This is a genomic window from Actinomadura sp. (assembly GCF_044508335.1).
GTDB lineage: Bacteria > Actinomycetota > Actinomycetes > Streptosporangiales > Streptosporangiaceae > Spirillospora.
The window spans coordinates 9991-33724 of the sequence record NZ_JBIQHY010000035.1 but is presented as its reverse complement, the minus strand read 5'-3'; the positions used below and the strand labels follow the sequence as shown (position 1 = coordinate 33724).

At 75.5% G+C, this 23734-nt stretch carries 20 protein-coding genes; 9 read left to right on the top strand and 11 right to left on the bottom strand.

What is annotated here, in order from left to right; translation table 11 throughout:
* The first annotated feature begins 195 nt into the window (after window positions 1–195).
* Window positions 196–3903 (top strand): helix-turn-helix domain-containing protein, encoded by a 3708-nt coding sequence (locus tag ACIWVC_RS15025; RefSeq protein WP_396446224.1) that lies wholly within the window; start codon window positions 196–198, stop codon window positions 3901–3903.
* Between the two features lie 35 nt (window positions 3904–3938).
* Here the strand turns inward: ACIWVC_RS15025 and ACIWVC_RS15020 are convergent, their stop codons facing one another.
* Both ACIWVC_RS15020 and ACIWVC_RS15015 read right to left on the bottom strand, forming a co-directional pair.
* On the bottom strand, window positions 3939–4976 hold the full coding sequence (locus ACIWVC_RS15020; RefSeq protein ID WP_396446225.1) for a zinc-dependent alcohol dehydrogenase family protein: 1038 nt from the start codon (window positions 4974–4976) through the stop codon (window positions 3939–3941).
* Window positions 4977–4992: 16 nt separating this feature from the next.
* Complete coding sequence (locus ACIWVC_RS15015; RefSeq protein WP_396446226.1) at window positions 4993–5490, bottom strand: XdhC family protein; 498 nt, start codon at window positions 5488–5490, stop codon at window positions 4993–4995.
* 153 nt (window positions 5491–5643) lie between these two features.
* Between ACIWVC_RS15015 and ACIWVC_RS15010 the strand changes: the two genes are divergently transcribed.
* The 3 genes from ACIWVC_RS15010 to ACIWVC_RS15000 are packed head-to-tail and all read left to right on the top strand — an operon-like array spanning window position 5644 to window position 7717.
* Entirely contained in the window at window positions 5644–6198 is a 555-nt protein-coding gene (locus ACIWVC_RS15010) for a universal stress protein (protein ID WP_396446227.1), read from the top strand.
* A 24-nt stretch (window positions 6199–6222) separates the two neighbouring features.
* Window positions 6223–6867 carry an adenylate kinase family protein gene (locus ACIWVC_RS15005; RefSeq protein WP_396446228.1) on the top strand — a complete coding sequence of 215 codons (645 nt, stop codon included), beginning with the start codon at window positions 6223–6225 and terminating at the stop codon, window positions 6865–6867.
* A 10-nt stretch (window positions 6868–6877) separates the two neighbouring features.
* The gene (locus ACIWVC_RS15000; RefSeq protein WP_396446229.1) at window positions 6878–7717 is read left to right on the top strand and encodes a 1-aminocyclopropane-1-carboxylate deaminase/D-cysteine desulfhydrase; all 840 of its coding nucleotides are present in this window, start codon (window positions 6878–6880) and stop codon (window positions 7715–7717) included.
* A 38-nt stretch (window positions 7718–7755) separates the two neighbouring features.
* On the opposite strand, the gene ACIWVC_RS14995 is transcribed toward ACIWVC_RS15000, so the two are convergent.
* The 4 genes from ACIWVC_RS14995 to ACIWVC_RS14980 form a co-directional block, all read right to left on the bottom strand.
* A complete protein-coding gene (locus tag ACIWVC_RS14995; RefSeq protein WP_396454241.1) occupies window positions 7756–8826 on the bottom strand; it encodes an acyl-CoA dehydrogenase family protein in 1071 nt (356 codons plus the stop codon).
* On the bottom strand, window positions 8823–10016 hold the full coding sequence (locus ACIWVC_RS14990) for an acyl-CoA dehydrogenase family protein (protein WP_396446231.1): 1194 nt from the start codon (window positions 10014–10016) through the stop codon (window positions 8823–8825). The genes ACIWVC_RS14995 and ACIWVC_RS14990 overlap by 4 nt, the downstream gene beginning before the upstream one ends.
* Before the next feature lie 125 nt (window positions 10017–10141).
* Window positions 10142–10561 carry a nuclear transport factor 2 family protein gene (locus tag ACIWVC_RS14985; protein ID WP_396446232.1) on the bottom strand — a complete coding sequence of 140 codons (420 nt, stop codon included), beginning with the start codon at window positions 10559–10561 and terminating at the stop codon, window positions 10142–10144.
* Window positions 10558–10956, bottom strand: a complete 399-nt coding sequence (locus tag ACIWVC_RS14980; RefSeq protein WP_396446233.1) for a nuclear transport factor 2 family protein — start codon at window positions 10954–10956, stop codon at window positions 10558–10560. The genes ACIWVC_RS14985 and ACIWVC_RS14980 overlap by 4 nt, the downstream gene beginning before the upstream one ends.
* 81 nt (window positions 10957–11037) lie before the next feature.
* On the opposite strand from ACIWVC_RS14980, the gene ACIWVC_RS14975 reads away from it, so the two are divergent.
* From ACIWVC_RS14975 to ACIWVC_RS14965, 3 genes are all read left to right on the top strand, one after another.
* Window positions 11038–11682 carry a TetR/AcrR family transcriptional regulator gene (locus tag ACIWVC_RS14975; RefSeq protein ID WP_396446234.1) on the top strand — a complete coding sequence of 215 codons (645 nt, stop codon included), beginning with the start codon at window positions 11038–11040 and terminating at the stop codon, window positions 11680–11682.
* A gap of 272 nt (window positions 11683–11954) precedes the next feature.
* Window positions 11955–12749 (top strand): SDR family NAD(P)-dependent oxidoreductase, encoded by a 795-nt coding sequence (locus tag ACIWVC_RS14970; protein ID WP_396446235.1) that lies wholly within the window; start codon window positions 11955–11957, stop codon window positions 12747–12749.
* Window positions 12750–12829: 80 nt separating this feature from the next.
* Entirely contained in the window at window positions 12830–13672 is an 843-nt protein-coding gene (locus ACIWVC_RS14965) for an ATP-binding cassette domain-containing protein (RefSeq protein ID WP_396454240.1), read from the top strand.
* On the opposite strand, the gene ACIWVC_RS14960 is transcribed toward ACIWVC_RS14965, so the two are convergent.
* The 5 genes from ACIWVC_RS14960 to ACIWVC_RS14940 form a co-directional block, all read right to left on the bottom strand.
* A complete protein-coding gene (locus tag ACIWVC_RS14960) occupies window positions 13605–16823 on the bottom strand; it encodes a carboxyl transferase domain-containing protein (protein WP_396446237.1) in 3219 nt (1072 codons plus the stop codon). The two genes, ACIWVC_RS14965 and ACIWVC_RS14960, sit on opposite strands and share 68 nt — an antisense overlap.
* A gap of 78 nt (window positions 16824–16901) precedes the next feature.
* A complete protein-coding gene (locus tag ACIWVC_RS14955; RefSeq protein ID WP_396446238.1) occupies window positions 16902–18275 on the bottom strand; it encodes a GH1 family beta-glucosidase in 1374 nt (457 codons plus the stop codon).
* 28 nt (window positions 18276–18303) lie between these two features.
* A complete protein-coding gene (locus ACIWVC_RS14950; RefSeq protein ID WP_396446239.1) occupies window positions 18304–19176 on the bottom strand; it encodes a carbohydrate ABC transporter permease in 873 nt (290 codons plus the stop codon).
* Window positions 19169–20173 (bottom strand): carbohydrate ABC transporter permease, encoded by a 1005-nt coding sequence (locus ACIWVC_RS14945; RefSeq protein ID WP_396446240.1) that lies wholly within the window; start codon window positions 20171–20173, stop codon window positions 19169–19171. Before ACIWVC_RS14945 ends, ACIWVC_RS14950 begins: the two co-directional genes overlap by 8 nt.
* 4 nt (window positions 20174–20177) lie before the next feature.
* The gene (locus tag ACIWVC_RS14940) at window positions 20178–21494 is read right to left on the bottom strand and encodes an ABC transporter substrate-binding protein (RefSeq protein ID WP_396446241.1); all 1317 of its coding nucleotides are present in this window, start codon (window positions 21492–21494) and stop codon (window positions 20178–20180) included.
* A 157-nt stretch (window positions 21495–21651) separates the two neighbouring features.
* On the opposite strand from ACIWVC_RS14940, the gene ACIWVC_RS14935 reads away from it, so the two are divergent.
* Together ACIWVC_RS14935 and ACIWVC_RS14930 are read left to right on the top strand one after the other, a co-directional pair.
* The gene (locus ACIWVC_RS14935) at window positions 21652–22842 is read left to right on the top strand and encodes an ROK family protein (protein WP_396454239.1); all 1191 of its coding nucleotides are present in this window, start codon (window positions 21652–21654) and stop codon (window positions 22840–22842) included.
* Window positions 22843–22928: 86 nt separating this feature from the next.
* The gene (locus ACIWVC_RS14930) at window positions 22929–23498 is read left to right on the top strand and encodes a TetR family transcriptional regulator (protein WP_396446243.1); all 570 of its coding nucleotides are present in this window, start codon (window positions 22929–22931) and stop codon (window positions 23496–23498) included.
* Window positions 23499–23734: the final 236 nt, after the last annotated feature.

Genomic DNA, 23734 nt, shown 5'->3' with positions numbered 1-23734 from the left:
GTACAAGGCCGTACGCGGCCGGGCACGGCGCCCGGTCCCGCTGCGGCGCGGCGCCGCGACGGACGGTGAGGAACCCCGGGAAAACCCGGAAATCGAACTAAATGTCCGCATTTATGTCATTTGACCTTTTCTGCGGCGGCGCCGGGTGTCTGACTCGGAGCGTCAGACGGACCCGGACCCGCCGCGGAGGTTCAGATGGCCCACAGCGCACCGTCCGGCGACGGCGCGGAGGCGCCGGACCCGCGCCGGATCGTCACGCGGCAGGACTTCGCGCGGGAGCTGACGCTGCTGCGGGAGCGCGCGGGCCTGACCGTGCGGCAGGTCGCGCGGAACGCCGGGATGCCGGACGCGAGCGCCGGCGGCTACTTCTCCGGCCGGCATCTGCCGCCGCTGCGGCCGCCGCGGCTGCCCCAGCTGCTGCGCGCGTGCGGGGTCGCCGACGCCGGGACGGTCGGGCTGTGGCTGGACGCGCTGCGCCGGGTCCGCCGGAGCCCGGGGCGCCGCCCGGCCGTCGTCCCGTACCGGGGGCTGGCCCGCTTCGAGCAGGAGGACGCCGCCTGGTACTTCGGCCGGGAGGAGCTGACCGCGACGCTGGCCGCCCGCGTGCGGGCCCTCGGGGGCCGCGGCGCGCTGGTGGTCGCGGGGCCGTCCGGGGCGGGCAAGTCGTCGCTGCTGCGCGCCGGCCTCGTCCCCGCGCTGCGCGGGGAGGCCGCGATCGTGCTCCGCACGGCCGGCGAGCTGAAGGCCGCCGAGGTCCCCGGGCTCTGCGGCGCGGGGCCCGCGGTCGTGCTCGTCGACCAGTTCGAGGAGGTCTTCACGGGCCGGTCCGAGGCGGACGCCGAGGAGCTCATCGGCGCGCTGCTGGACCTGCCCGCCGCCGTGGTCCTGGCCCTGCGCGCCGACTTCTACGCGCGGGCGCTGCGGCATCCGGGGCTCGCCGGGGTGCTGCAGGCGGGCCAGGTCGTCGTCACCCCCATGAACGAGGACGAGCTGCGCCGCGCGATCGTCGCGCCCGCGCAGCGGGCGGGGCTGGAGCTGGAGCCCGGCCTGGCCGACCTGCTGCTGCGGGAGATGAGCCCGGCGCCGGGCGCGCGGGCCGGCGCCGCCCACGAGACGGGCACGCTGCCGCTGCTGTCGCACGCGCTGCTGTCGACGTGGGAGCGGCAGCGGCAGGGGATGCTCACCATCGCCGGCTACCGGGAGAGCGGCGGGATCGAGGGCGCGGTGCGCGCCACCGCCGAGGAGGTCTACCGCGGGCTGGACGAGGAGGAGCGCCTCGTCGCGCGGCGGCTGTTCGGGCGGCTCGTGCACATCGCCGACGACACCGGCGTGACCCGGCGCCGGGTGGCGGAGCGCGAGCTCGGCGACGAGGTACGGGAGGTGCTCGACCTGTTCGTCGCGCAGCGCCTCGTCACGGCCCGCGCCGACGGCGTGGAGATCGCCCACGAGGCGCTGCTGTTCGCCTGGCCGCGGCTGCGCGCGTGGCTGGACGCCGACCGGGCGGACCTGCGCACCCACCGGCGGCTCACCGCGGGCGCCGAGGCGTGGGAGGAGTCGGGCCGCGACCCGGGGACCCTGCTGCGCGGCGGGTGGCTGGCCGAGGCCGAGGAGCTGGCCGCCGACCCGCGGCGCGGCGCCGCCCTCAACGAGCGGGAGCGGCGGTTCCTGGACGCGTCGGTGCGCCAGCGGGACGCGGAGGCGCGGGCGACGCGGCGGCTGGTCCGGCGCGGCCGGCGGCTGATCGCCGTCCTGTCGGCGGTGTCCCTGCTGGCGCTCGGCCTGGCGGCGGTCACGCTGCGCCAGCGGCACGCCGCCGACGCGCAGCGCGACATCGCGGTGTCGCGGCAGGTGGCGATCGAGTCGGGCAGGCTGCGCGGCAAGGACCCCGCGCTCGCCGGGCAGACCGCGCTGGCCGCGTACCGGGTGGCGCGCACCCCCGAGGCCCGCGCCGGCCTGCTGGAGGCCTACTCCGGCCCCGCCGCGACCCGCGTCGTGAGCGGCCCGCGTCTGCTGCAGTCGGTCGCCGTGAGCCGGGACGGCCGCATGCTCGCGACCGGCGGCGCAGACCGGGCCGTGCGGCTCTGGAACGTCGCCGACCGCAGCCGCCCCGCGCCGGCCGGGGAACCGGTGCGCGGCTTCCCCGACACCGTGTACAGCGTGGCGTTCGGCCCGGACGGGCGGACGCTCGCGGCCGGGAGCGGCGGGGGCACGGTGCTCACGTGGCGGCCGGGCGGGGCGCCGCGCGCGCTCACCGGGCCGGAGAGCACCGTCTACGCGGTGGCGTTCAGCCCCGACGGCCGGACGCTCGTCGCGGCGAGCGCCGACCGCACGGTCCGGTACTGGGACACCGCCTCCCCGCGACCGGACGGCCGGGTGCTGTTCGAGGGCGAGGCCCCCGCGCACAGCGTCGCGTTCAGCCCGGACGGCTCGACGCTGGCCGCGGGCTTCGCCGATGGAACGGTCCAGTTCGTGGACGTCCCCCGCCGCGCGCGGCTCGGCCGCCCCCTCGCGGCCGGGACGCGCACCGTCTTCTCGGTGGCGTTCAGCCCGGACGGCCGGATGCTCGCGGCGGGCAGCGCCGACGGAAGCGTCCGGCTCTTCCGGACCTCCGACCGGTCCCCGGCCGGCAAGCCGCTGACCGGGCCGAAGAGCTGGGTGAACGGGACGGCCTTCGCGCCCGGCGGCGAGTCGGTCGCGGCGGCGAGCTCCGACGGCAGGGCCTGGGTGTGGGACACCCGGACGCGCGCGCTCATCGCGACCCTGCCGCATCCGGGGCCGGTCACGTCGGTGGCGTTCCCCCGCCCGGGGACGGTGGCGACCGCCGCGTCCGACGGCGCCGCGCGGCTGTGGGACCTCCCGGGGCCGGTCATCGAGGGTCCGGGCGGCGACGTGTTCGCCGTGGGGCTGAGCCGCGACGGCCGGGTCCTCGCTCTGGCGGGCAACGGCGGCGCCGCGCGGCTGTGGTCGGTGGCCGACCCGCGCCGCCCGTACCCGCTCGGCCCGGTGATCGAGCGGGCGGCGGGCCCCGCCGCGGCGTCGGGGGCCGCCGCGCTCAGCCCGGACGCCGCGACGCTGGCGATCGGCGCCACCGACGGCTCGACGCAGCTGTGGGACGTCCGCTCCCCCGGCCGTCCCACCGCGATCCCCGCCAGGCTCACCGGCCCCGGCGACATCGTGCAGGGCCTCACGTTCAGCCCGGACGGCCGCCTTCTCGCCGTGGCGGGCAACGACACGAAGGTCTGGCTGTGGGACGTGAGCGACCCGTACCGGCCGGAGCGCCTCGCCGAGCTCGCGGGCGCGGGCAACTACACCTACCAGGCCGCGTTCAGCCCCGACGGCCGGACGCTCGCCTACGGCACCGCGGACCGGACCGTCCTGCTGTGGGACGTCGCCGATCCCCGGCACCCGGTCAGGCTCGGCGGCGCCCTGACCGCCCACGGCGGCTACGTCTTCGCCGCGGTGTTCAGCGCGGACGGCGGGACGCTGGCCACCGCGGGCGCCGACAACACGGTGATCCTGTGGGACGTCCGGGACCGGGCGCGCCCGCTCCCCCGCCGCCTGCGGGGCCCGGCCAACTACATCTACTCGCTCGCCTACGGCCCCGGCGGCGTCCTCGCGGCGACCGGGGGCGACGGGACCGTCTGGCTGTGGGACGCGTCCGAACCGTCCGATCCGCGCCATCTGGCGACCCTCACGGCGTCCACCGAGGCCCTCTACATCGACATGGCGGTCCCGGGCCGCCCCCTTCTGGTCACCGCCGGGGCCGGCCGCGAGGTCAGGCTGTGGAACCTGGACCCGGAGGAGGTGGCCGCGCACATCTGCGCCACGGCGGGCACCGCGATCACCCGGCCCGAATGGCGGCGCTACCTGCCGTCCGCCCCGTTCGCCCCGCCCTGCCGGTGAGGCTCCCGCCGGGGAGCCTCCGGCGGGCGGGGCTCCTACCGGTGGGGTTCGATCATGGTGATGCCGGGGCCGGTCATCTCCGTGAGGGCGGCGGGCGCGTCGTCCAGGGCGAGGACGCGGCTCACCAGCAGCTCGGGGCGCAGCGTGCCGGCGCGGACGAGCTCCATCATCGGGCCGTAGGCGTGCGCGGCCATCCCGTGGCTGCCGGCGATCTCCAGCTCCCACGCGATGACCCGGTCCATCGGGAGGGACGCGCGGCCCGCTCCGGGCGGCAGCAGGCCGACCTGGACGTGCCGGCCGCGGCGGCGCAGCGACTCGATGGACGCGCGGGCGGTCGCCGGGCTGCCGAGCGCGTCGAGGGAGACGTGCGCGCCGCCGCCCGCGGCGTCGCGGACGGCCGCGGCGGGGTCGTCGCGGCCGGAGGCGTCGACGACCGCGGACGCGCCGCAGCGGCGCGCCAGCTCCAGGGCCCGCGGCGAGACGTCGACGGCGACGACGCGGGCGCCCGCCGCCGCGGCGATCATGACGGCGGACAGGCCGACGCCGCCGCAGCCGTGCACGGCGACCCACTGCCCGGCGGCCACGCCGCCCTGCGCCGTGACGGCCCGGAACGCGGTGGCGAACCGGCAGCCCAGCCCGGCGGCGGTCGTGTACGACATCTCATCGGGTATCGGGACGAGGTTCACGTCCGCGTTCTCGATCGCGACGTAGTGGGCGAACGAGCCCCAATGCGTGAAGCCCGGCTGGGTCTGGGCCTCGCACACCTGCTGGTCCCCCGCCGCGCAGGACGGGCAGCGGCCGCAGGCGCACACGAATGGGACGGTCACCCGGTCGCCGGGGCGGTGCCGGGCGACGCCTGCGCCGGTCTCGGCGACCGTGCCGGCCAGCTCGTGGCCGGGGACGTGCGGGAAGGCGCGGATGTCGGGGTCGTGGCCCCGCCAGCCGTGCCAGTCGCTGCGGCACACGCCGGTGGCCTCGACGCGGATGACCGCGCCGCCCGCCGGGACGGGCGGGTCGGGCAGCTCGCGGACGGACGGCGGCGCGGCGAAGGCGTCGTAGGCGACCGCCCGCACTAGGACCCGGACCGCACTAGAACTCGAAGCCGCCGGGGCGGCCGTTGCGGTCGGCGATCAGCCCGGCGAGGGTGGCGATGGCGATCTCCGCCGGGGACCTGGAGCCGATGTTCAGCCCGATCGGGCGGTGCACCCGGGCGATGTCGCTCGCGGGGACGCCGAGTTCGGTGAGCGCCGGGATGTGCGGCGCCGGGTGCCGCGGGTTGCCCATGACGCCGACCCACCGGACGGGCTGGGTCAGCACGTCGCGCAGGACCGGCCCCAGCTCGGGGCGGTGGTGGTCGGTGACGACGACGTCGGCGGTGCCGTCGAGGGGCGGCAGGTCGGCGGCGCCCTCGCGGTCCTTGTCGGGGTCGACGAGGAACGTCCGGTAGCCGAGGTCGGCGCCGTAGCGCAGCAGGTGGTCGGCGACCTGGCCGGCGAACACCGCGACCAGCGTGCGCTCCGCCGCGGGCGGCGGGGCGTCGCCGTGCGCGACGGCGCAGGCCGGGTCGGTCTCGTGCGGTGTGCCCATACCCGAAGTGTGCCGCGTGCGGCGGCGGCCGGTCCAGGGGGCGCGCCTTCATCGGAGACCCGTTCATCGGAAACCCGCGTTTCCCGAACGTGGCACTCCCCCCTCGGAGCGGGTACGCCTAAACTACCTGGCACCCGGCGCACAGGAGGGATCGTGATCGCGAGACCGGAGGGCGGCCCCCGTGTCGTGGTGGGGGTGGACGACTCCGCGGGCGCCCGCTGCGCGCTCTCCTGGGCGATCGGCGCGGCGCGGCTGCGCCGGCTCCCGCTGCTGGTCGTGCACGCGGCGCCGCTGCCGCCGCACGTGTCGGCGGCCGGGCAGCTCGGCTGCGGCATCACCGAGGCGCTGCGCGGCTCCGGCGCCGAGCTCATCGCGCGGCTGCTCACCGAGGTGTCGGGCGGGCCGCCGGAGGGCGTGGAGCTGACCGCGCTGGCGCTGGTCGGGGAGCCGGGCGCCACGCTGGTGCGGCTGGCGGGCGACGACGACATCCTGGTCGTGGGGCACGGGTCCCGCGGCCCGGTCTCCCGGCTGCTGCGGCCGTCGGTGCGGCTGCACTGCGCGCGGCGCGCCCGCGCGACGCTGGTGTGCGTGCGGCAGCCCTCGTTCGAGACCCTGATGGAGGGGCTGGCCGTGTCGGACGAGTCGCCCGAGCACGTCCAGGATTCGCGTTTCCGCAGGCTGGGGCGGCGGCTGCGGCTGCCGCTCTGACCGCCCCGCCCTAGGCTGGAGCCCATGCGCAAGTACGTCATCATCGGGGCCATCGGCAGCGGCAAGGGTACCCAGTCGGGACTGCTCGCGCGGGATCTGGACATCGTGCACATCAGCGTCGGGGACATCTTCCGCTGGCACGTCAAGAACCACACCAAGCTGGGCGCGCAGGTGCGCCGGATCATGGCGGCCGGCGAGCTGGTCGGCGACGACCTGGCGGAGAACGTCGTCCGGGAGCGGCTCGGCCAGCACGACTGGAACTACGGGTTCGTGATCGACGGCTTCCCGCGCAGCCGGCGGCAGACCGAGTTCTTCCTGGAGAGCTACGACATCGACGGGGTGATCCACCTCGACCTGCCGGACGCGGAGGTGCGCCGCCGGGTCCTGGCGCGGCGGCTGTGCTCCCGGTGCGGGATGGACTACAACCTGATCGCGGACCGCCCCACCGAGGAGGGGCGCTGCGACGTGTGCGGCGGCGAGCTGGTGACCCGCGAGGACGACACCGAGGAGGCGCTCGCCGAGCGGCTGCGCCAGTACCACGAGAAGACCGACCCCATCCTGGAGCTGTTCGGCCGCAAGGAGTACGTCGTCACCGTGGACGCCCGGCCGGGCATCGACGAGGTGCAGCGGACGCTCCGCGAGAAGCTCCGGCTGCCGATGCCGGGATGACGCCGCCGCGATGACCTCCCCCGTCGCCGAACTGGCCGACGACCGCGCGGAGCGGCGGGGCCTGCGGCTGTTCCTCAAACGGGACGACCTGGTCCATCCGGAGCTGCCCGGCAACAAGTGGCGCAAGCTCAAGCACAACCTCGGACCGGCCCGCGCGCACGGGACGCTCCTGACGTTCGGCGGCGCCTACTCCAACCACATCCGCGCGGCGGCGGCCGCCGGGAGGCTGTACGGGTTCCGGACGATCGGCGTGATCAGGGGCGAGGAGCACCTGCCGCTGAACGACTCGCTGGCCTGCGCCGAGCGGATGGGCATGCGCCTCGCCTACATGGACCGCACCACCTACCGGCGCAAGCACGAGCCGGACGTCGTCGCCGCGCTGCGCGAGCGGTGGGGCGACTTCTACCTGCTCCCGGAGGGCGGCAGCAACGCGCCGGCCGTCCGGGGGTGCGCGGAACTCGGCGCGGAGGTGCCGGGCTTCGACGTGGTGTGCTGCCCCTGCGGGACGGGCGGGACGCTCGCCGGCCTGGCGGCGGGCCTGGCCCCGCACCAGCGGGCCATCGGTTTCTCCGTGCTCAAGGGCGGCTTCATGGACGGCGAGGTGGAGCGACTCCAGCGCGAGACCTACGGCGAGCGACGGGGGGACTGGCGCGTTGAGAACGGCTTCCATTTCGGCGGCTACGCCAAGCGCACCCCCGAGCTGGACGCCTTCGTCGACGACTTCGCCGACCGGCACGGCCTGGTCCTCGACCGCGTCTACACCGCCAAGATGATGTTCGGCGTCCTCGCCCTGGCCGAGCGCGGCGCCTTCCCTCGCGGGACGCGGATATTGGCCGTCATCACCGGCTGACCCGGGCGGCCCCGCGTCCGGGGCCGCCCGGGCGGGCGTCAGGCCGGGGGCAGGTCGACCAGGGCCGCGAGCGCCGCCCGGTGCCGGTCGGGCGTGCCGAGCGCGATCGAGTCGGCCTTGGCCCGCTTCAGGAACAGGTGCGCGGGGTGCTCCCAGGTGAAGCCGATCCCGCCGTGCATCTGCACGCACTCCTCGGCGGCCTTGACCGCGACGGCCGAGCAGTGCGCCTGCGCGACGGCCGCCGCGACCGGCGCGTCGCCGTCGCCGGCGGCCGCGCAGGACGCGGCGTGCCTGGCCACCGCGCGGGCCTGGGTGATCGACGTCCACAGGTCGGCGAGGCGGTGCTTGAGCCCCTGGTAGGAGCCGACCGGCCGGCCGAACTGGTAGCGCGTCTTCACGTAGGCGACGGTGTCGTCGAGGCAGCGCTGAGCGAGCCCGAGCTGCTCTGACGCCAGCATCGCCGCGCCGGTCAGCAGCGCGGCGCGCGCGGCGCCGACGTCCCCGACGCGCCGGGCGGGCGCCGCGGAGAAGGCCGCGTCGGCGAGCCGCCGGGTCATGTCGAGCGAGGTCACCGCGGTCCGGCGGGCGTCGGCGGCGTCCACCGCGTACAGGGCGCCGGACGCCGGGACGAGGAACACGTCCGCGGCCATGCCGTCGGCGACGCTGGTGACCTCGCCGGTCAGCGTCCCGTCCGCCGCCTGCACGGCGGGGACCTCGTCCCCGGGGGCGGTGCTGAACGGCACGGCCAGGACCGCGATCCTGCTCCCGGCGGCCAGCTCGGCGAGCAGGTCGCGCTCCCCGGCGGCCAGCAGCGCGGCCGTCGCGATGACCGAGCTGGTCAGGAACGGGACGGGCGCGGCGGTCCGGCCCAGCTCCTCCATGACCACGGCGGTCTCCCGCCAGGTGGCGCCGGCGCCGCCGAGGTCCTCGGGCACGGGCAGGCCCGCGCAGCCGAGCTGGGCGGCGAGGGCGCGCCACAGCCCGGCGTCGTAGGGCTCGTCCTTCTCGGTGCCCGCCAGCACCGAGCTCCAGGGCGCCTTGTCGTCGAGCAGCTCGCGGACGCCGGCGCGCAGGTCGTTCTCGATCTCGGAGTACAGCAGGTCGCTCACTTGGGCAGGTCCTTCCACGCCACGTCCTTGTCGACGCGGATCTCGCCGGGCAGGCCGAGGACGCGCTCGGCGATGATGTTGCGCAGGATCTCCGAGGTGCCGCCCTCGATGGAGTTGCCCTTGGCGCGCAGGTAGCGGTAGCCGGGCGAGCGGCGGGTGAAGTCGACCCCGGTGGGGCGGCGCATCGTCCAGTCGTCGTAGCGCAGGCCGTCCTCGCCGAGCATCTCCAGCTCCAGGCCGGAGACCTCCTGGTTGAGCTTGGCGAAGGCCAGCTTGGCGCCCGAGCCCTCGGGGCCGGGCTGCCCGGCGGCGAGCTGCTGGCGCAGCCGCGCCCCGGTGAGCCGGGCCGCCTCGGTCTCCACCCAGGCGCGCATGAGCGCGTCGTGCAGGCCGGGGGTGCGCAGCTCGGGCCTGTCCCGCCACAGCGCGGCGACCACGCCTATCATGCCGCTCTCGCGCGGGGCGGCGTTGCCGCCGATCGCGACCCGCTCGTTCATCAGCGTCGTGGTGGCGACCCGCCAGCCCTCCCCGACCTCGCCGAGCCGGTGCTCGTCGGGGATGCGCACGTCGGTGAGGAACACCTCGTTGAACTCGGCTTCGCCGGTGATCTGCCGCAGCGGCCTGACCTCGACGCCGGGCGCGGTCATGTCGCACACGAAGTAGGTCATCCCGCGGTGCTTGGGGACGTCGGGGTCGGTGCGGGTGACGAGGATCGCCCAGCGCGCCTCGTGGGCCAAGGACGTCCAGACCTTCTGGCCGTTGACCGTCCAGGCGTCGCCGTCGCGGACGGCGCGGGTGGCGAGCGCGGCGAGGTCGGAGCCGGCGCCGGGCTCGCTGAACAGCTGGCACCACACCTCCTCGCCGGTCCACAGCGGGCGCAGGAAGCGGCGCTTCTGCTCCTCGGTGCCGAACGCGAGGATCGTCGGCGCGGCCATGCCGAGTCCGATGCTGTTGCGCTCGGGATGGTTGGCCGGCGCACCGGCCTCGGCGAACGCCCGGTCGACGGCGGGCTGCAGGTGCCGCGGGGCGCCGAGCCCGCCGAGCCCCTCGGGGTAGTGGACCCAGGCGAGCCCGGCGTCGAAGCGGGCGCGCAGGAACTCCAGGGGTTCCATGGCCGAGGGGTCGTGTGCGGCGAGGAACTCGCCGACCCGCCTGCTCAGCTCGTCGGCGTCGGGCGGTGCTGTGCTCACAGGGCGGACCTCCGCGAGGGGTCGGCGGACGGCGGCCGGGCCGCCCGCTCCGGACATACCAACCGGTCGGTATGGCAGGTCCACCCTAGAAACCCGCGGGACGCCGAGTCAACCGGGACGCCGAGTCAACCGCCCCGCACCGCGCGCGCCAGCCTCCGGTGGTCGTGGTAGTCGCGCGTCTCCACGATCAGGCCGTCCCGGACCCGCAGCACCTGGATGTTCGCGACGCGGAACGTCCGCCCCGTGGTGGTGACGCGGCCGTCGTAGTCGAACTCGGCGACGACGACCTCCGGGTCGGCGGTGTCGTGCACCACCGCGTTGCGGGCCCGCAGTTCGATGGGGCCCCGGGCGGCGGCGCGGAAGTGCCGGTCGATCGCGGCGCGGCCCTCCAGGCGCGAGGGCGCCGGCGGCGGCGCGAACGGCTGGTCGACCACCGCGTCCTCGGCGTACAGGGCGGCGAGCTCGTCCCAGCGGCCGGCCGAGATGCCCGCGCTGAGCCGCCCGAACACCTCGCGCGGCGTGCCGCCGCCCGGGGCGGACGTCATGCCATCGCCTCGTCGAAGGCGCGGTGGTGGGCGTAGTCGCGGGACTCCACGATGTGCCCGTCGCGGACGCGCAGCACGAAGATGTTGGGCACGACGAACTCGCGCCCGGTCTCGGTGTTGCGGCCCTCGTACTCGAACTCCGCGATGATCACCTCCGGGTCGGCGGTCTGGTGGACGACGACGTTGCGGGCCTTCAGCTCCATCGGAAGGGTCCGCAACCGGGCGAAGTGCCCGCGCAGCGCCTCGCGGCCCTCCAGGCGCGAGGCGGGATCGGCGAACGGGTGCACGACCACGGCGTCCGCGGCGTACAGCCGCGGCAGGTCGTCGGGCCGCCGCGCGGTGATCCCGTCGATGAGCCGCTGGAAGACGGCCCGGGGGCTGGCGAACTCGGACATGACTCTCCCCTACAATCGGAGTCCGTGCTCCGTATGAGAAAATACGGAGTCAAGACTCCGTATGTCAACGGAAAGGCCGCGATGACCTCACCCGCGTCCGGCAGGCCCATGCGCGCCGACGCCCTCCGCAACCGCGCCAGGGTCCTCGCCGCGGCCGAGGAGGTCTTCGCCGTCCAGGGGACCGCCGCCTCCACCGAGGAGGTCGCGCGGAAGGCGGGCGTCGGCATCGGCACGGTGTTCCGGCACTTCCCGACCAAGGAGTCGCTGCTGGAGGCCGTCCTCGTCACCCTGCTGGAGCGGCTGGCCGGCGAGGCGGAGGAGCTGCGGTCGGCCGCGGACCCGGGCCGGGCGTTCTTCGGGTTCTTCGCCCGGGTGGTCGCGCAGGCGGCGACGAAGCACGCCGTCACCGAGGCGCTGGCCGAGGCCGGCGTCGACGCCCGCGAGGCCACGGGGAGGGCCGGGCCGGGCCTGCGGGCCGCCCTCGGGGTCCTGCTGGAACGGGCGCAGCAGGCCGGAGCCGTCCGCGCCGACGTCGGCGCGGCCGAGGTCATGGCGCTGCTGGCCGGCATGTCCTACGCGGCCGGACGCGCCGGAGCCCGCGAGGACGTCCTGCGCATCGCCTTCGACGGCCTGCGCCCGCAGCCGTGCCGCGACGAGCCGGCCGCGGGCCGGCTACGGCTCCGCCAGTCCGGCGGGGAGGCCGGACCGGTGCAGGACGGTCAGTGACGTGACGGCGCGGGTCGGCGCGACGTAGAGGCGGGCGAGGCCGCGCGCCGGCGCAGGGCGGCGCGGGACTCGGCGAGGTGGGCGCGTTCGGCGGCGAGTGTCTCCGGTCCGCCGGTGCCGGCGGTTCCGGCGGGCATGCGTGCGGACCTCCGTGGTGAGAGGGGCGGTGAGCGGCGGGGTGTGAGCGGAACCCGCCACCCCACCGGCCGATGCGGAGGGTCGGCGGCGCTTCGCCTTGCCCGGCCGGAGGGGCGTGTGTGACGTTGTGCGGCATGGTGTCTTTGACGGGACGGTCCGCGTTGGTCACGGGAGCATCGTCCGGCATCGGCGCGGTCGTGGCGGAGGCGCTCGCCGCGGCCGGCGCCCGCGTCGGGCTGGTGGCGCGGCGCAAGGACAGGCTGGAGCAGGTCCTCGCCCGGTGCCGCGAGCACTCCCCCGGCTCGGCGATGTGGACGGCCGACCTCGGCGACCTCGACGGGATCGGCGAGCTGGCGGCGGCGGTGGAGCGCGAGTTCGGCGGCGTGGACGTGCTGGTCAACAACGCGGGGGCGCCGAAGCGCCGCCGCGTGCAGGACCTGTCCCCCGCCGAGGCCGAGGACGTGATGCGGCTGAACTACGCCTCCCCGGTGCGGCTCACGCTCGCGCTGCTGCCCGGCATGATCGCGCGCGGGCGCGGCCACCTGGTGGCGATCGGGTCGGTCGCGGCGCGGCTCGGCCCGCCGCACGAGGGCGCCTACGGCGCGTCCAAGGCGGCGCTGACGGCGTTCTGGGAGAGCATGGCCGTCGACCTGGACGGCACCGGCGTGCAGGCCCACGTCGTCCAGCCCGCGCTCATCGCGGGCACCGAGCTGTTCACGCTGCCCGGCAACGAGCCGCCGCTGAGCGACCTGTCCGACGCGCTGCCGCCGCGGGAGGTCGCCGACGCCGTCCTGGAGGTGCTGGACAGCGGGAGGTTCGAGCGGTACGTGCCGGCCTGGTTCGACGAGATGGCCTCCGGCAAGGCCGCCGACGTGGACGCGTTCATCGCCGGCGTCAAGGAGTGGACCCGCGACCGCCTGGCCCCCTGACGGGAGGCGTTGCCGCCGCCCCGGCGCGTCTATAGGGTGTGGGTCCGCAGTGATCCACATCACAGTGAGCCGAGGTGCGGATGACCGCCGCAGAAGGTCTTCGGGTCCGCGACGTGACGGTCCGGTTCGGCCGCCTGACGGCCGTCGACGGGGCCGCGCTCACCGCGCCGCCCGGCACGGTGACCGGGCTGGTCGGCCCGGACGGCGCGGGCAAGACGACGCTGTGCGACGTGATCGCCGGGCTGCGCCGCCCCGCGGCGGGCACCGTCCACCTCGGCGGCGCCGACCTGACCGGCAGCGCGGCGCGCGAGCGGGCCCGGCGCGGCATCGCCCGCGCGGCCCCCGCGCCGGCCGGTTCCCGCACCGTGCGGGAGGCGGTGCGGGCCGCCGCCGCGCGGCACGCGCTCACCCGCGAGCAGCCGGGCCGGACGGCCCGCGACCGGTGGCGGCGCCGCCTGGACGCCCGGCGGGACGCCGGGCCGCGCGCCGACGAGATCATCGCCCGGCTCGGCATGGAGGAGTACGCGGACCGCTGCGCGCGCACCGCGCCGCCGGGCATCGCGCTGCTGACCGGCCTGGCGCGGGCCCTCGCCGCCGACCCGGCCGTGCTGCTGCTGGACGAGCCGTGGGCGGGCCTCCCGGAGCGGCGCGCCCGCGCCCTGGAGGTGCTGCTGCGCGACCTGGCCGCCGGCGGGCTCGCGGTGCTGGTCGTCGAGCGGGAGCTGGAGCCGGTGCTCGGGGTGTGCGACGTCCTGCACGTGCTGGACGGCGGCCGGATGATCGCGGCCGGCGCGCCCGCGGAGGTCCGCGCCGACCCCCGGGTACGGGACGCCTACCGGGACGCCGGCCGGGGCGTCACCACGTGTCGATCCACCGCCGGGGCCGGTCCCGCGCGGGCGGGGCTCCGGCGAACACCGTCGTGATCCAGCGGCGCGTGTCGGCGGGGTCGATGACGTCGTCCAGCTCGAACACCGTGGCCGCGTGCAGCGCCTTGCCGTACTCGTAGGCGGCGGCGACCATCTGCTCGAACAGCGCCTCCGGGTCCTCGGCGGCGGCCAGCTCCTTGCGGTACCCGAGCCGCACGGCGCCCTCCAGCCCCATCCCGCCGATCTCTCCGGTCGGCCACGCGACGGTCGCGAGCGGCGCCTTGAACCCGCCGCCCGCCATGGCCTGCGCGCCGAGCCCGTAGCCCTTGCGCAGCACGATCGCGGCGATCGGGACGCGCAGGTTCGCGCCGATGACGAACAGCCGGCTGAAATGCCGGACGGTCGCGGTGCGCTCGGCGTCGGGGCCGACCATGAACCCCGGGGTGTCGCACAGGGACACGACGGGCAGGCCGTGGGCGTCGCACAGCTGCAGGAACCGGGCGGCCTTGTCGGCGGCGTCGCGGTCGATGGCGCCGCCGAGGTGCGCGGGGTTGCTGGCGATGAGGCCCATCGGGCGGCCCTCGATCCGCACCAGCGCGGTGATGATCCCGACGCCGAACGCGCGGCGCAGCTCCAGCACCGACCCGGTGTCGGCGAGGTGGCGGACGGCGCGGCGGACGTCGTAGGCGCGCTTGCGGTTCTCCGGGACGACGTGCCGCAGGACGCGCTGGTCGTCGCACGCCCACTCCTCCCGCGGCCCCTGGAAGTAGGAGAGGTAGCGGCGGGCGGCGGCGACGGCCTCCGCCTCGTCGTCCACGACGATGTCGACGACGCCGTTGGGCTCCTGGTCGGCGATCGGGCCGATCTCCTCGGGGGCGAACACGCCGAGGCCGCCGCCCTCGATCATCGCGGGGCCGCCCATGCCGATGTTGGCGTCGCGGGTGGCGATGATGGCGTCGCAGCAGCCGAGCAGGGCCGCGTTCCCGGCGAAGCAGCGCCCCGACGCGATCCCGACGGACGGGACGAGGCCGCTGAGCCGCCCCATGGCGTGGAAGGTCGTGACGTCCAGGCCGGAGACCGCGGAGGTGTCGGTGTCGCCGGGCCGTCCCCCGCCGCCCTCGGCGAACAGGACGAGCGGCAGGCGGCGGCGGTGGGCGATGTCGAGCATCCGGTCGGTCTTGCGGTGGTTCTGGTGGCCCTGCGTCCCGGCCAGGACCGTGTAGTCGTAGGACATGACGACGGCCTTCTCGCCGTTGACGTCCCCGATCCCGCACACCATGCCGTCGGCGGGGGTGCGCTCGATGAGGTCGTCCAGGGAGCGGCGCCGCCGCTGCGCCGCGATCGCGAGGGCGCCGTACTCGACGAACGTCCCCGGGTCGCACAGGTCGGCGATGTTCTCGCGGGCGGTGCGGCGCCCGCGCGCGTGCCGCTCGGCGACCGCCTCGGGGCGGGCCGCGTCCAGGCCGATCTCGTGCCGCCGCAGCGTCTCGGCGAGGTCGGCGCGGATCGCGTCGAGGTCGGCCTCCTCCTCCTCCTCGGCGGCGTGGTCCCCGCCGACGTCGTCGGCGGGCTCGACGAACAGCAGCGGCGCGCCCTCGGCGACGGTGTCCCCGGGCGCGGCCGCCAGCGCGCGGACGACGCCCGCCTCCCCCGCGCGGACGACGTGCTCCATCTTCATCGCCTCCAGGACCAGCACCGGCGCACCGGCCCGCACCGCGTCCCCCTCGGCCGCCTCGACGCTCACGACCGTCCCCTGCATGGGCGCGGGGACGGCGACCGTGCCGGGCGGCGCGTCCACCGCGGCCGCGGCCTCCGGTTCGGGCTCGCGCGCGGTCTCGGGGTGGTAGCGGCGGTGCTCGCTGTCCAGCAGCTCGGCCAGATGGTCCGCGACGAAGGAGGTGCCGGCGCCGCCGGCGGTGAACCGCGGATGCCGCAGGATCCCCTGGAGCAGCGGGATGCTCGTGGCCACGCCCGCGATCTCGAACTCGCCGAGCGCGCCGTGCGCCCGCGCGGCGGCGGCCGGGAGGTCCTCCGCGCGGGCGATCACCTTGGCGAGCAGCGGGTCGTAGCGCAGGCTGGTGCGGTACCCGGCGTATCCGCAGGTGTCGACGCGGACGCCCGGTCCGGACGGCGGCGCGAACGCGGTCAGCGTCCCGGCGCGGGGCCGCGGCGCGCCGTCGGCGTCGATCGTCTCGGCGTTGACCCGCACCTGGACGGCGCAGCCGGAGGCGGCCGGCGGCCCCGCCAGCCCCACGTCGGCGAGGCCCTCCCCCAGCGCGAGCCTGATCTGCGCCTTCACCAGGTCGACGCCGGTGATCTCCTCGGTCACGGTGTGCTCGACCTGGAGCCGGGGGTTCACCTCCAGGAACCAGAACTCCTCGCCCGCGACGAGGAACTCGAACGTGCCGAGGCCGTCGTAGCGGACGCGGGCGGCCATGCGGAGCGCCGCGTCCAGCAGCGCGTCCCTGACCCGGCCGGGCAGCGCGGGCGCGGGCGCGACCTCGATGAGCTTCTGGTGGCGCCGCTGGACGCTGCAGTCGCGCTCCCACAGGTGGGTGACGGCGCCGGTCCCGTCGCCGGCGACCTGGACCTCGATGTGGCGGGCGCGCGGCACGTACTTCTCGGCGTACAGGTCGCCGGCGCCGAACGAGGCGAGCGCCTCGGACCGGCACCGCTCGTAGGCGGCGGCCATCTCGTCCGGGCCGGCGACGACGCGCATGCCGCGTCCGCCGCCGCCGGCGAGCGCCTTCAGCATCACGGTGCCGTGCTCGCGGGCGAACGCCTCGGCGCCGGCCAGGCTCACCGCGCCGCCCGTGCCCGGCGCCACGGGCACGCCCGCCTCGCGGGCCAGGTCCCGCGACCGCGCCTTGTCGCCGAACAGCTCCAGCAGCTCGGGGCGCGGGCCGACGAACGCCAGCCCGGCGGCGGCGCAGCGCGCGGCGAACGCGGCGTTCTCGCTGAGGAAGCCGTAGCCGGGGTGGACGGCGGCGGCGCCGGCGTCCTTCGCGGCGGCCAGCAGCGCGTCGGCGTCGAGGTAGCCGGCGACGCCCTCGCCGGGCAGCGCGCGCACCTCGTCGGCGCGGCGGACGTGCGCCGAGGCGGCGTCGTCGCGGGTGCGGACGGCGACCGTCCGCAGGCCCAGCTCGGCCGCGGCCCGAACGATCCGCAGCGCGATCTCCCCGCGGTTGGCCACCAGGATCCCGCCCACCCGGCCCTCCTCACGTCGCTCTGGCCGACACTCTAGAGAGCCGGGCGGGCGGGGCGGGGCGCAGGCCCGCCCGCCGGCCTACCCGCCGGCCGCGACCGCGCCCGTCGCCAGGTCGCGGTGCGCGCGGATGATCTCGGCGTAGCGGTGCCCGCTGTCCTTGACGACGCGCCGCTGGGTGGCGAAGTCGACGTGGACGAGCCCGAACCGCTGCGCGTACCCGTACGCCCACTCGAAGTTGTCCAGCAGCGACCAGGCGAAGTAGCCGTCCAGCGGGACGCCCGCGCGGATCGCGGACGCGCACGCCGCCAGGTGCGCCTCCAGGTAGGCGGTGCGCTCGGCGTCGTGGACGGCGCCGTCCGGGGTCACGGTGTCGGCGTAGGCGGAGCCGTTCTCGGTCACCATGACGCTGGGCGGCGCGTACTCCCGCGCGACCCGGACGAGGATCTTCTCCAGCCGGTCCGGGTGGATCTCCCAGTCCATGCCCGTGCGGGGCGTCCCCGGCGGGGTGATCTGCCGGGTGCCCGGGGGCGGCCCGCCGGGGTCGGCGACGATCACCGACCGGCGGTAGTAGTTGACGCCGAGCCAGTCGAGCGGCGCGGCGATCGCCTCCAGGTCGCCCGCCCGCACCGGCGGCTCCACCCCGTACGCCTCGATCATGTCGGCGGGCAGGCCGCGCCCGAAGACCGGGTCGAGCCACCAGCGGTTGTGGTGGCCGTCCTCGCGGTGCGCCGCGGCGGCGTCCTCGTCCCGGTCGCTGCCCGGCTCGCAGTCGGTGAGCAGGTGGACGATGCCGACGCGGGCGTCGGGGGCGGCGGCGCGGACGGCCTGCGCGCCGAGCCCGTGGGCGAGCATCAGGTGGTACGAGGCGGGCACCGCCGCGCGGATGTCGGCGACGCCGGGGGCCATGGCCCCCTGCAGGTGCCCGATCCACGCGGCGCAGATCGGCTCGTTCAGCGTCGCCCACGACGCGACGCGGTCGCCGAGCGCCCCCGCGGCGACGGCGGCGTACTCGGCGAACCGCTCGGCGGTGTCGCGGGACGGCCAGCCGCCGCGGTCCTGGAGCGCCTGGGGCAGGTCCCAGTGGTAGAGGGTGGCGTGCGGTTCGATGCCCGCCTCCAGCAGCGCGTCCACGAGCCGGTCGTAGAACGCGAGCCCGGCGGGGTTGACCGGGCCGTCCCCGGCGGGCAGGACCCGGGGCCAGGCGATCGAGAACCGGTAGGCGCGCAGCCCGAGGGCCTTCATCAGGGCGACGTCCTCGGGCCAGCGGTGGTAGTGGTCGCAGGCGACGTCGCCGGTGTCGCCCCCGGCGATCGCGCCCGGGACGCGGCAGAACGCGTCCCAGATGGAGGGCGCGCGGCCGTCCTCCGCGACGGCTCCTTCGACCTGGTAGGCGGAGGTCGCCGCCCCCCAGGCGAAGCCGGGTCCGAACGCGGTCAGGTCGTCGATGGGCACGGGTCTCCCTCTGGTCGTTCGGGACGGGTCATTTCACGGAGCCGGCGGTCAGGCCGGCCACCAGGAAGCGCTGGAGCAGCAGGAACCCGGCGACGACGGGGACGCTCACCACCAGGGAGGCGGCCATCACCTGGTTCCAGTACACCTCGTGCTGGGTGGAGTAGCCCTGGAGCCCGATGGCCAGGGTCCGGGTCTGCTCGTTGGTCATGACGGAGGCGAACAGCACCTCGCCCCAGGCGGTCATGAACGCGTAGACGGTGACCGCGACGATGCCGGGCAGCGCCGCCGGGACGATCACCCGCAGCAGCGCGCCCATCGGGCCGCAGCCGTCCACGCGGGCCGCCTCGTCCAGCTCGCGCGGGATCGAGGCGAAGTAGCCGGCGAGCATCCAGATCGAGAACGGCAGCGAGAACGTCAGGTAGGTCAGGATGAGGGCGCCGCGGCTGCCGTACAGGGCGATGCCGGTCGCGTTCCCCGCGTTCACGAAGATCAGGAAGAGCGGGAGCAGGAACAGGATCCCCGGGAACATCTGCGTGGACAGCACCGTCACCGTGAAGACGCGGCGCCCGGCGAACCGGTACCGGCTCACCGCGTACGCGGCGCCGATCGCGATCGCGACGGACGCGAGCGTGGCGCCGCCCGCGACGATCACGCTGTTCGCGAAGTACCGCGCCAGCGGGACGGTCGACCACATGTCGATGTAGGGGCGGACCGTCGGCTCGGACGGGATCCAGCGGAACGCGCCCTGCACGTCCCGCAGCGGCTTCAGCGACGAGCTGACCATCGCGTAGACGGGCAGGAGGGTGAACACCGCCAGCAGCGTCAGCACGATCCGCCGCGTCCACGCGAACGACGCGGGCGGGTCGGTCGGCGCCCTGCGGGATCTGCGGGTCTCAGCCATGCGCGGGCCTCCGCCTGGAGGTGGCGAGCAGGTACGCCGCCGTGACCAGCAGCAGGAACAGCAGCAGGAGCACCGACATCGCCGAGCCCGTCCCGAAGTTCCAGGTGACGAAGGACGCGTGGTAGATGTGCACCGAGATCAGGTCGCCGCCGTCCGGCGCGGCCTTGCCGAACAGGACGAACGGCGTGTTGAAGTCGTTGAACGTCCACAGGAACAGCACCAGCACGAGCACCTGGTTGATCGGCCGCAGCGCGGGCAGCGTGATGTGCCGGATCTGCCGCCACACGCCGGCGCCGTCCAGCGCGGACGCCTCGTACAGGTCGCGGGAGATGTTCTGCAGCCCGGCCATCAGCACCAGGAACGCGAACGGCCACGACCGCCACACGATGACGGTGACCAGCGCCCAGAAGCTGTTGTCGCCGATCAGCCAGAACGGCCGGCCGCCGCCGGTGGCGTGCAGCTGGTCGGCGAGGATGTGGTTGACCATGCCGGTGTCGCGCTGGAACATGAACGCCCACGTCATCACCGCGGTGTAGACGGGCAGCGCGTAGGGGACGAGGAAGATCGCGCGCAGCGGCCCGCGGCCGCGGAACCGCTCCTGCATGAGGATCGCGGCGGCGGCGCCGAGCAGCCACGACGTCCCGACCGCCAGCACCGTGACGGCGACGGTGACGAGGAACGACCGGAGCAGGCCCGCGCCGATGGAGCCGTCGACGTCGACCGCGACCCGGTAGTTCCCGAGGCCGGTCCAGGGCGCCCGCGACCAGTCGCGGATGTAGAAGAGCGTCAGCTCCTTGAAGCTCATCCAGATCCCGACGGCGATCGGCACCAGGTGCACGATCAGCTCGGCGGCGACCGCCGGCGCGAGCAGCAGGTAGGGCAGCGCCTTCGGCGGCAGCCGCAGCCGCCGCCTCCTCCCCGGCCGGGCCGCGGCGGGCCCGGGCCGGGGATCCCCGGTGCCGCCCGTGCGGGCGGCCGAGACGTCCGCTGTCGTCATCCGGCTACTTGCCCATCTGTTCCTGGGCCGCGGCGAGCTTCTCCCGCACTCGCTCCTCGGTGATCGGCTTGCCGGCGGCGGCGTCGGCGAACAGGTCCTTCATGGCGGTGCCGACGGCCGTCTCGAACTGGCTCTCCTCCGGGACCTGCGGCAGCGGCGCCGCGCTGGTGGCGAGGATGTCCTTGAAGACCTTGAGGTCGGGGGTGTCGAACGCCGGGTCGTTCTGCGCGGAGGTGACGGCCGGCAGCGACCCGTAGGCCTTGTTGAGGATCTTCTGCTCGGCGTCGCCGGTCATGAACTTCACGAACTGCAGCGCGCCGTCGCGGTTGTCGGTGTTCTTGAAGACCGCGATGTTGATGCCGGCGACCATCGAGGTGATGTCGCGCCCGCCGGGCGGCGCGGGGGACGGCTTCGGCAGCGGCACGACGCCCCAGTCGCCCTGCTTCATGCCGAGGTTGGTGAGCCCGCTGGTGGTGGCCTGCCACATGAGCATCGCGGCCTTGCCGGTGGCGAAGTCGTTGATCGACTGGTTGGCCGAGTACTCGGCGTTGCCCGGCGCGGCGATCTTCTCCTTGGCGAGCAGGTCGATGTAGGACTTGACCGCCTTGACGGCCTGCGGCGTCGCGAACTGCGGCTTGCCGTCGGCGGTGAAGAAGTCGGCCCCGTACATCTGGCCGATGTTGAAGGCGGCGTGGACGTTCTCCGGGATGCTGGCGCCCTCGATGGCGATGCCGTGCTTGCCGTCCTTGGTGAGCTTGCGCCCGGCCTCGACCATCTCCTGCCAGGTCTTGGGCGGTTCCAGGTTCGCGTCCGCGAACATCTTCTTGTTGTAGTAGAGGCCGTAGGCCAGGGAGTAGAGCGGCACGGCGGCCGGGGGCTCGCCCTTGGCGCCGGCGGAGGCGAGCGCGGCGGGCACGAACCGGCCGGCCCCGCCGACCTCGGCCATCGTCGCGTCGTCGAACGGCAGCAGCCCGCCGGTCGCCTGCAGCGACGCCGACCAGGTGTTGCCGATGTTGAGGACGTCCGGCCCCTGGCCGGAGGTGGTGGCGGCGAGGATGCGGTTGAGCAGGTCGGTCCAGGGGACGACCTCCAGCTCGACCTTGATGCCGGTCTGCTTCTCGAACTTGGCCAGCTCGGGGCCCAGCACCTTCTTGTCGGCGGCGATGTCGGCGCCCTGGTTGCTGGCCCAGTAGGTCAGCGTCTTCGGGTCGCCGTTCCCGCCGCCGGACGCGGTTCCGCCGCCGCACGCCGCCGCGGTGGCGACCAGCAGTCCTGCCGTGAGGACGGCCGCGGCCCGTCCTGCGAATGGGGTATGACGCATCGGCTCGGCCTTCCGATCCGGAGTGAGGCGGGATCACTCGGAGAGTTAGATCACACCTTATTTCACGTCGTGATCTAAGCAGTGACATAATGGTCCGGTCAAGACCTGAGAACTCGGGGGACGCGGCCGCGCGGCGGCCGCGGGAGAAGGGGGCCCGATGCCGGAACGGCGCCGGAGGACCGTGCGCGACCTGCGCCGCACCAACCGGTCGGTGCTGCTGCGGCGGCTGTACTTCGACGGGCCGCTCAGCCGCCAGGACCTGGCCAGGGAGACCGGCCTCAGCCCCGCCTCGGTCAGCAACGTCGTCACCGAGCTGATCGACGCCGGGCTCGTCGTGGAGGCGGGCAGCGTCGAGTCCGACGGGGGCCGCCCGCGGGTGCTGCTGAAGACGGCGGCCGGTTACGGCCATCTCATCGGCGTGGACGTCGGCGAGACACGGGTGATGGTCGAGCTGTTCGACCTGGAGCTGACCCAGCTCGCCAAGGCCGACTTCCCGCTCGGGGACGGCGGGCACGACGAGCGCGCCGTCGTCCGGCACATCCTGGCCGGGCTGCCCGCCGTCATCGAGGGCGCGTCGGTCGACCCGGCGTCCATCATCGGCGTCGGGGTGGGGGTCCCCGGGGTCATCGAGCACGGCCCGGAGGCGGTCGTGCACTGCCAGACCGTCGGCTGGGAGGCCGTGCCGCTGGAGCGGATGCTGCGCGCGGGCACCGACCTGCCGCTGTTCATCGACAACGGCGCCACCTCGCTCGGGCAGGCCGAGATGTGGTTCGGCGCCGGCCGCGGCAACCGCAACGCCGTCGTCGCCCTCATCGGCTCCGGCGTCGGCGCCGCCGTCATGATCGACGGCTCGCCGTACCGGGGCGCGGCCGGCAGCGCCGGCGAGTGGGGCCACACGACCGTGCGGGTCGGCGGCGCGCGGTGCCGCTGCGGGTCGCGCGGCTGCCTGGAGTCCTACGTCGGCGCGACCGCGCTGCTGGAGCGCTACCGGGCGGCGGGCGGCCCGGCCGGGACCGACGAGGAGGAGGCCCTCGCCGCGCTGCTCGCCGACCCGTCCGAGGCCGCCGCGGCCCTGCGCGACGACATCGCCGAGTACCTGGGCGCGGGCATCGCCGACCTGGTCAACCTGTTCAGCCCCGAGAAGATCATCATCGGCGGCTGGGCGGGGCTGCTGATCGGCGGCCGGATGCTGGACCGCGTCATCGAGTCCACCGCCGCGTACGCGCTGCGCCAGCCGTTCGCGCAGACCGTGATCGAGCCGTGCCACCTCGGCCCCGAGGCCGTCGCCGTCGGCGCGGCCACGCTCCCGCTCGCCCACCTGCTCGACCGCGGCGGCGGCGCGGTGTGATGGCCGCGCCGCCGGGCGGCGGGCGATAATGGGAGCCCCGACCAGCCCCGGAGGAACGACGACTGATGGGCACCGCCGGACGTTCCGTGCGCGAGTCACTGCTGGACGCCGCCGCCGACCTGCTGGTGGAGCGCGGCTACCGGGCCGTCCGCATGCGGGACGTGGCGGAGGCCGCCGGGGTGAGCCGGCAGACCGTCTACAACGAGTTCGGCGACAAGTGGGGCCTGGCGCAGGCGGTCGTGGTCCGCGACAACGAGCGCTACCTCGACGGCATCGACGCGGTGCTGTCCGAGCACGAGGACGTGTACTCCGCCGTGGTCGCCGCGGTCACGTACACGCTGGAGACGTCGGCGGACGACCAGCTGAAGAAGGCGGTGCTCACCGGCGCGGGCGGCGACGAGATGCTGCCGCTGCTCACCACGCAGGCCGAGCCGGTGCTGTTCACCGCCAGCGCCCGCATCGCCGAGCACGCGCTGCGGCAGTGGCCGCACCTGGACCGCGACGCGCTCACCGAGGTCGCCGACGCGGCGGTACGGCTCACGATGAGCCACATCATGCTGCCCTCCGGCCCGCCGGAGGCGTTCGCGCACTTCGTGGCCCGCCTGGTGACCCGCTACCTGTCGGTCCCCGCGAAGACCACCGGCCCGGACGTCTGACCCCGGGCGCGGTCGTCGCGATGGGTGCACCGCGGCTCGCTGCCGCCGCGGCGGCGGTCAGGGGATCGCGGTCTGCAGATGGACGACCTTCACGCACGTCATCTCGTCCAGGAGCTCGGGCCCGTAGCCGAAGCCGTGGCCGCTGGCGCGGCGCGGGGCGGCGGCGCCGCCGGGGGCGCCGCCGAACACCGCGTTGATCTTCACGGTGCCGGTGTTCAGGGTGCGCCAGGCCGCCT

Bases quoted from the DNA above. Each gene is read 5' to 3' on its own strand.
- ACIWVC_RS15015 (WP_396446226.1), bottom strand. From the start codon at position 5,490: ATGGGCACACCGCACGAGACCGACCCGGCCTGCGCCGTCGCGCACGGC.
- ACIWVC_RS15025 (WP_396446224.1), top strand. From the start codon at position 196: ATGGCCCACAGCGCACCGTCCGGCGACGGCGCGGAGGCGCCGGACCCG.
- ACIWVC_RS14965 (WP_396454240.1), top strand. From the start codon at position 12,830: ATGACCGCCGCAGAAGGTCTTCGGGTCCGCGACGTGACGGTCCGGTTC.
- ACIWVC_RS14975 (WP_396446234.1), top strand. From the start codon at position 11,038: ATGACCTCACCCGCGTCCGGCAGGCCCATGCGCGCCGACGCCCTCCGC.
- ACIWVC_RS14940 (WP_396446241.1), bottom strand. From the start codon at position 21,494: ATGCGTCATACCCCATTCGCAGGACGGGCCGCGGCCGTCCTCACGGCA.
- ACIWVC_RS14935 (WP_396454239.1), top strand. From the start codon at position 21,652: ATGCCGGAACGGCGCCGGAGGACCGTGCGCGACCTGCGCCGCACCAAC.
- ACIWVC_RS14945 (WP_396446240.1), bottom strand. From the start codon at position 20,173: ATGACGACAGCGGACGTCTCGGCCGCCCGCACGGGCGGCACCGGGGAT.
- ACIWVC_RS14980 (WP_396446233.1), bottom strand. From the start codon at position 10,956: ATGTCCGAGTTCGCCAGCCCCCGGGCCGTCTTCCAGCGGCTCATCGAC.
- ACIWVC_RS15005 (WP_396446228.1), top strand. From the start codon at position 6,223: ATGCGCAAGTACGTCATCATCGGGGCCATCGGCAGCGGCAAGGGTACC.
- ACIWVC_RS14985 (WP_396446232.1), bottom strand. From the start codon at position 10,561: ATGACGTCCGCCCCGGGCGGCGGCACGCCGCGCGAGGTGTTCGGGCGG.
- ACIWVC_RS14970 (WP_396446235.1), top strand. From the start codon at position 11,955: ATGGTGTCTTTGACGGGACGGTCCGCGTTGGTCACGGGAGCATCGTCC.
- ACIWVC_RS15000 (WP_396446229.1), top strand. From the start codon at position 6,878: ATGACCTCCCCCGTCGCCGAACTGGCCGACGACCGCGCGGAGCGGCGG.
- ACIWVC_RS14950 (WP_396446239.1), bottom strand. From the start codon at position 19,176: ATGGCTGAGACCCGCAGATCCCGCAGGGCGCCGACCGACCCGCCCGCG.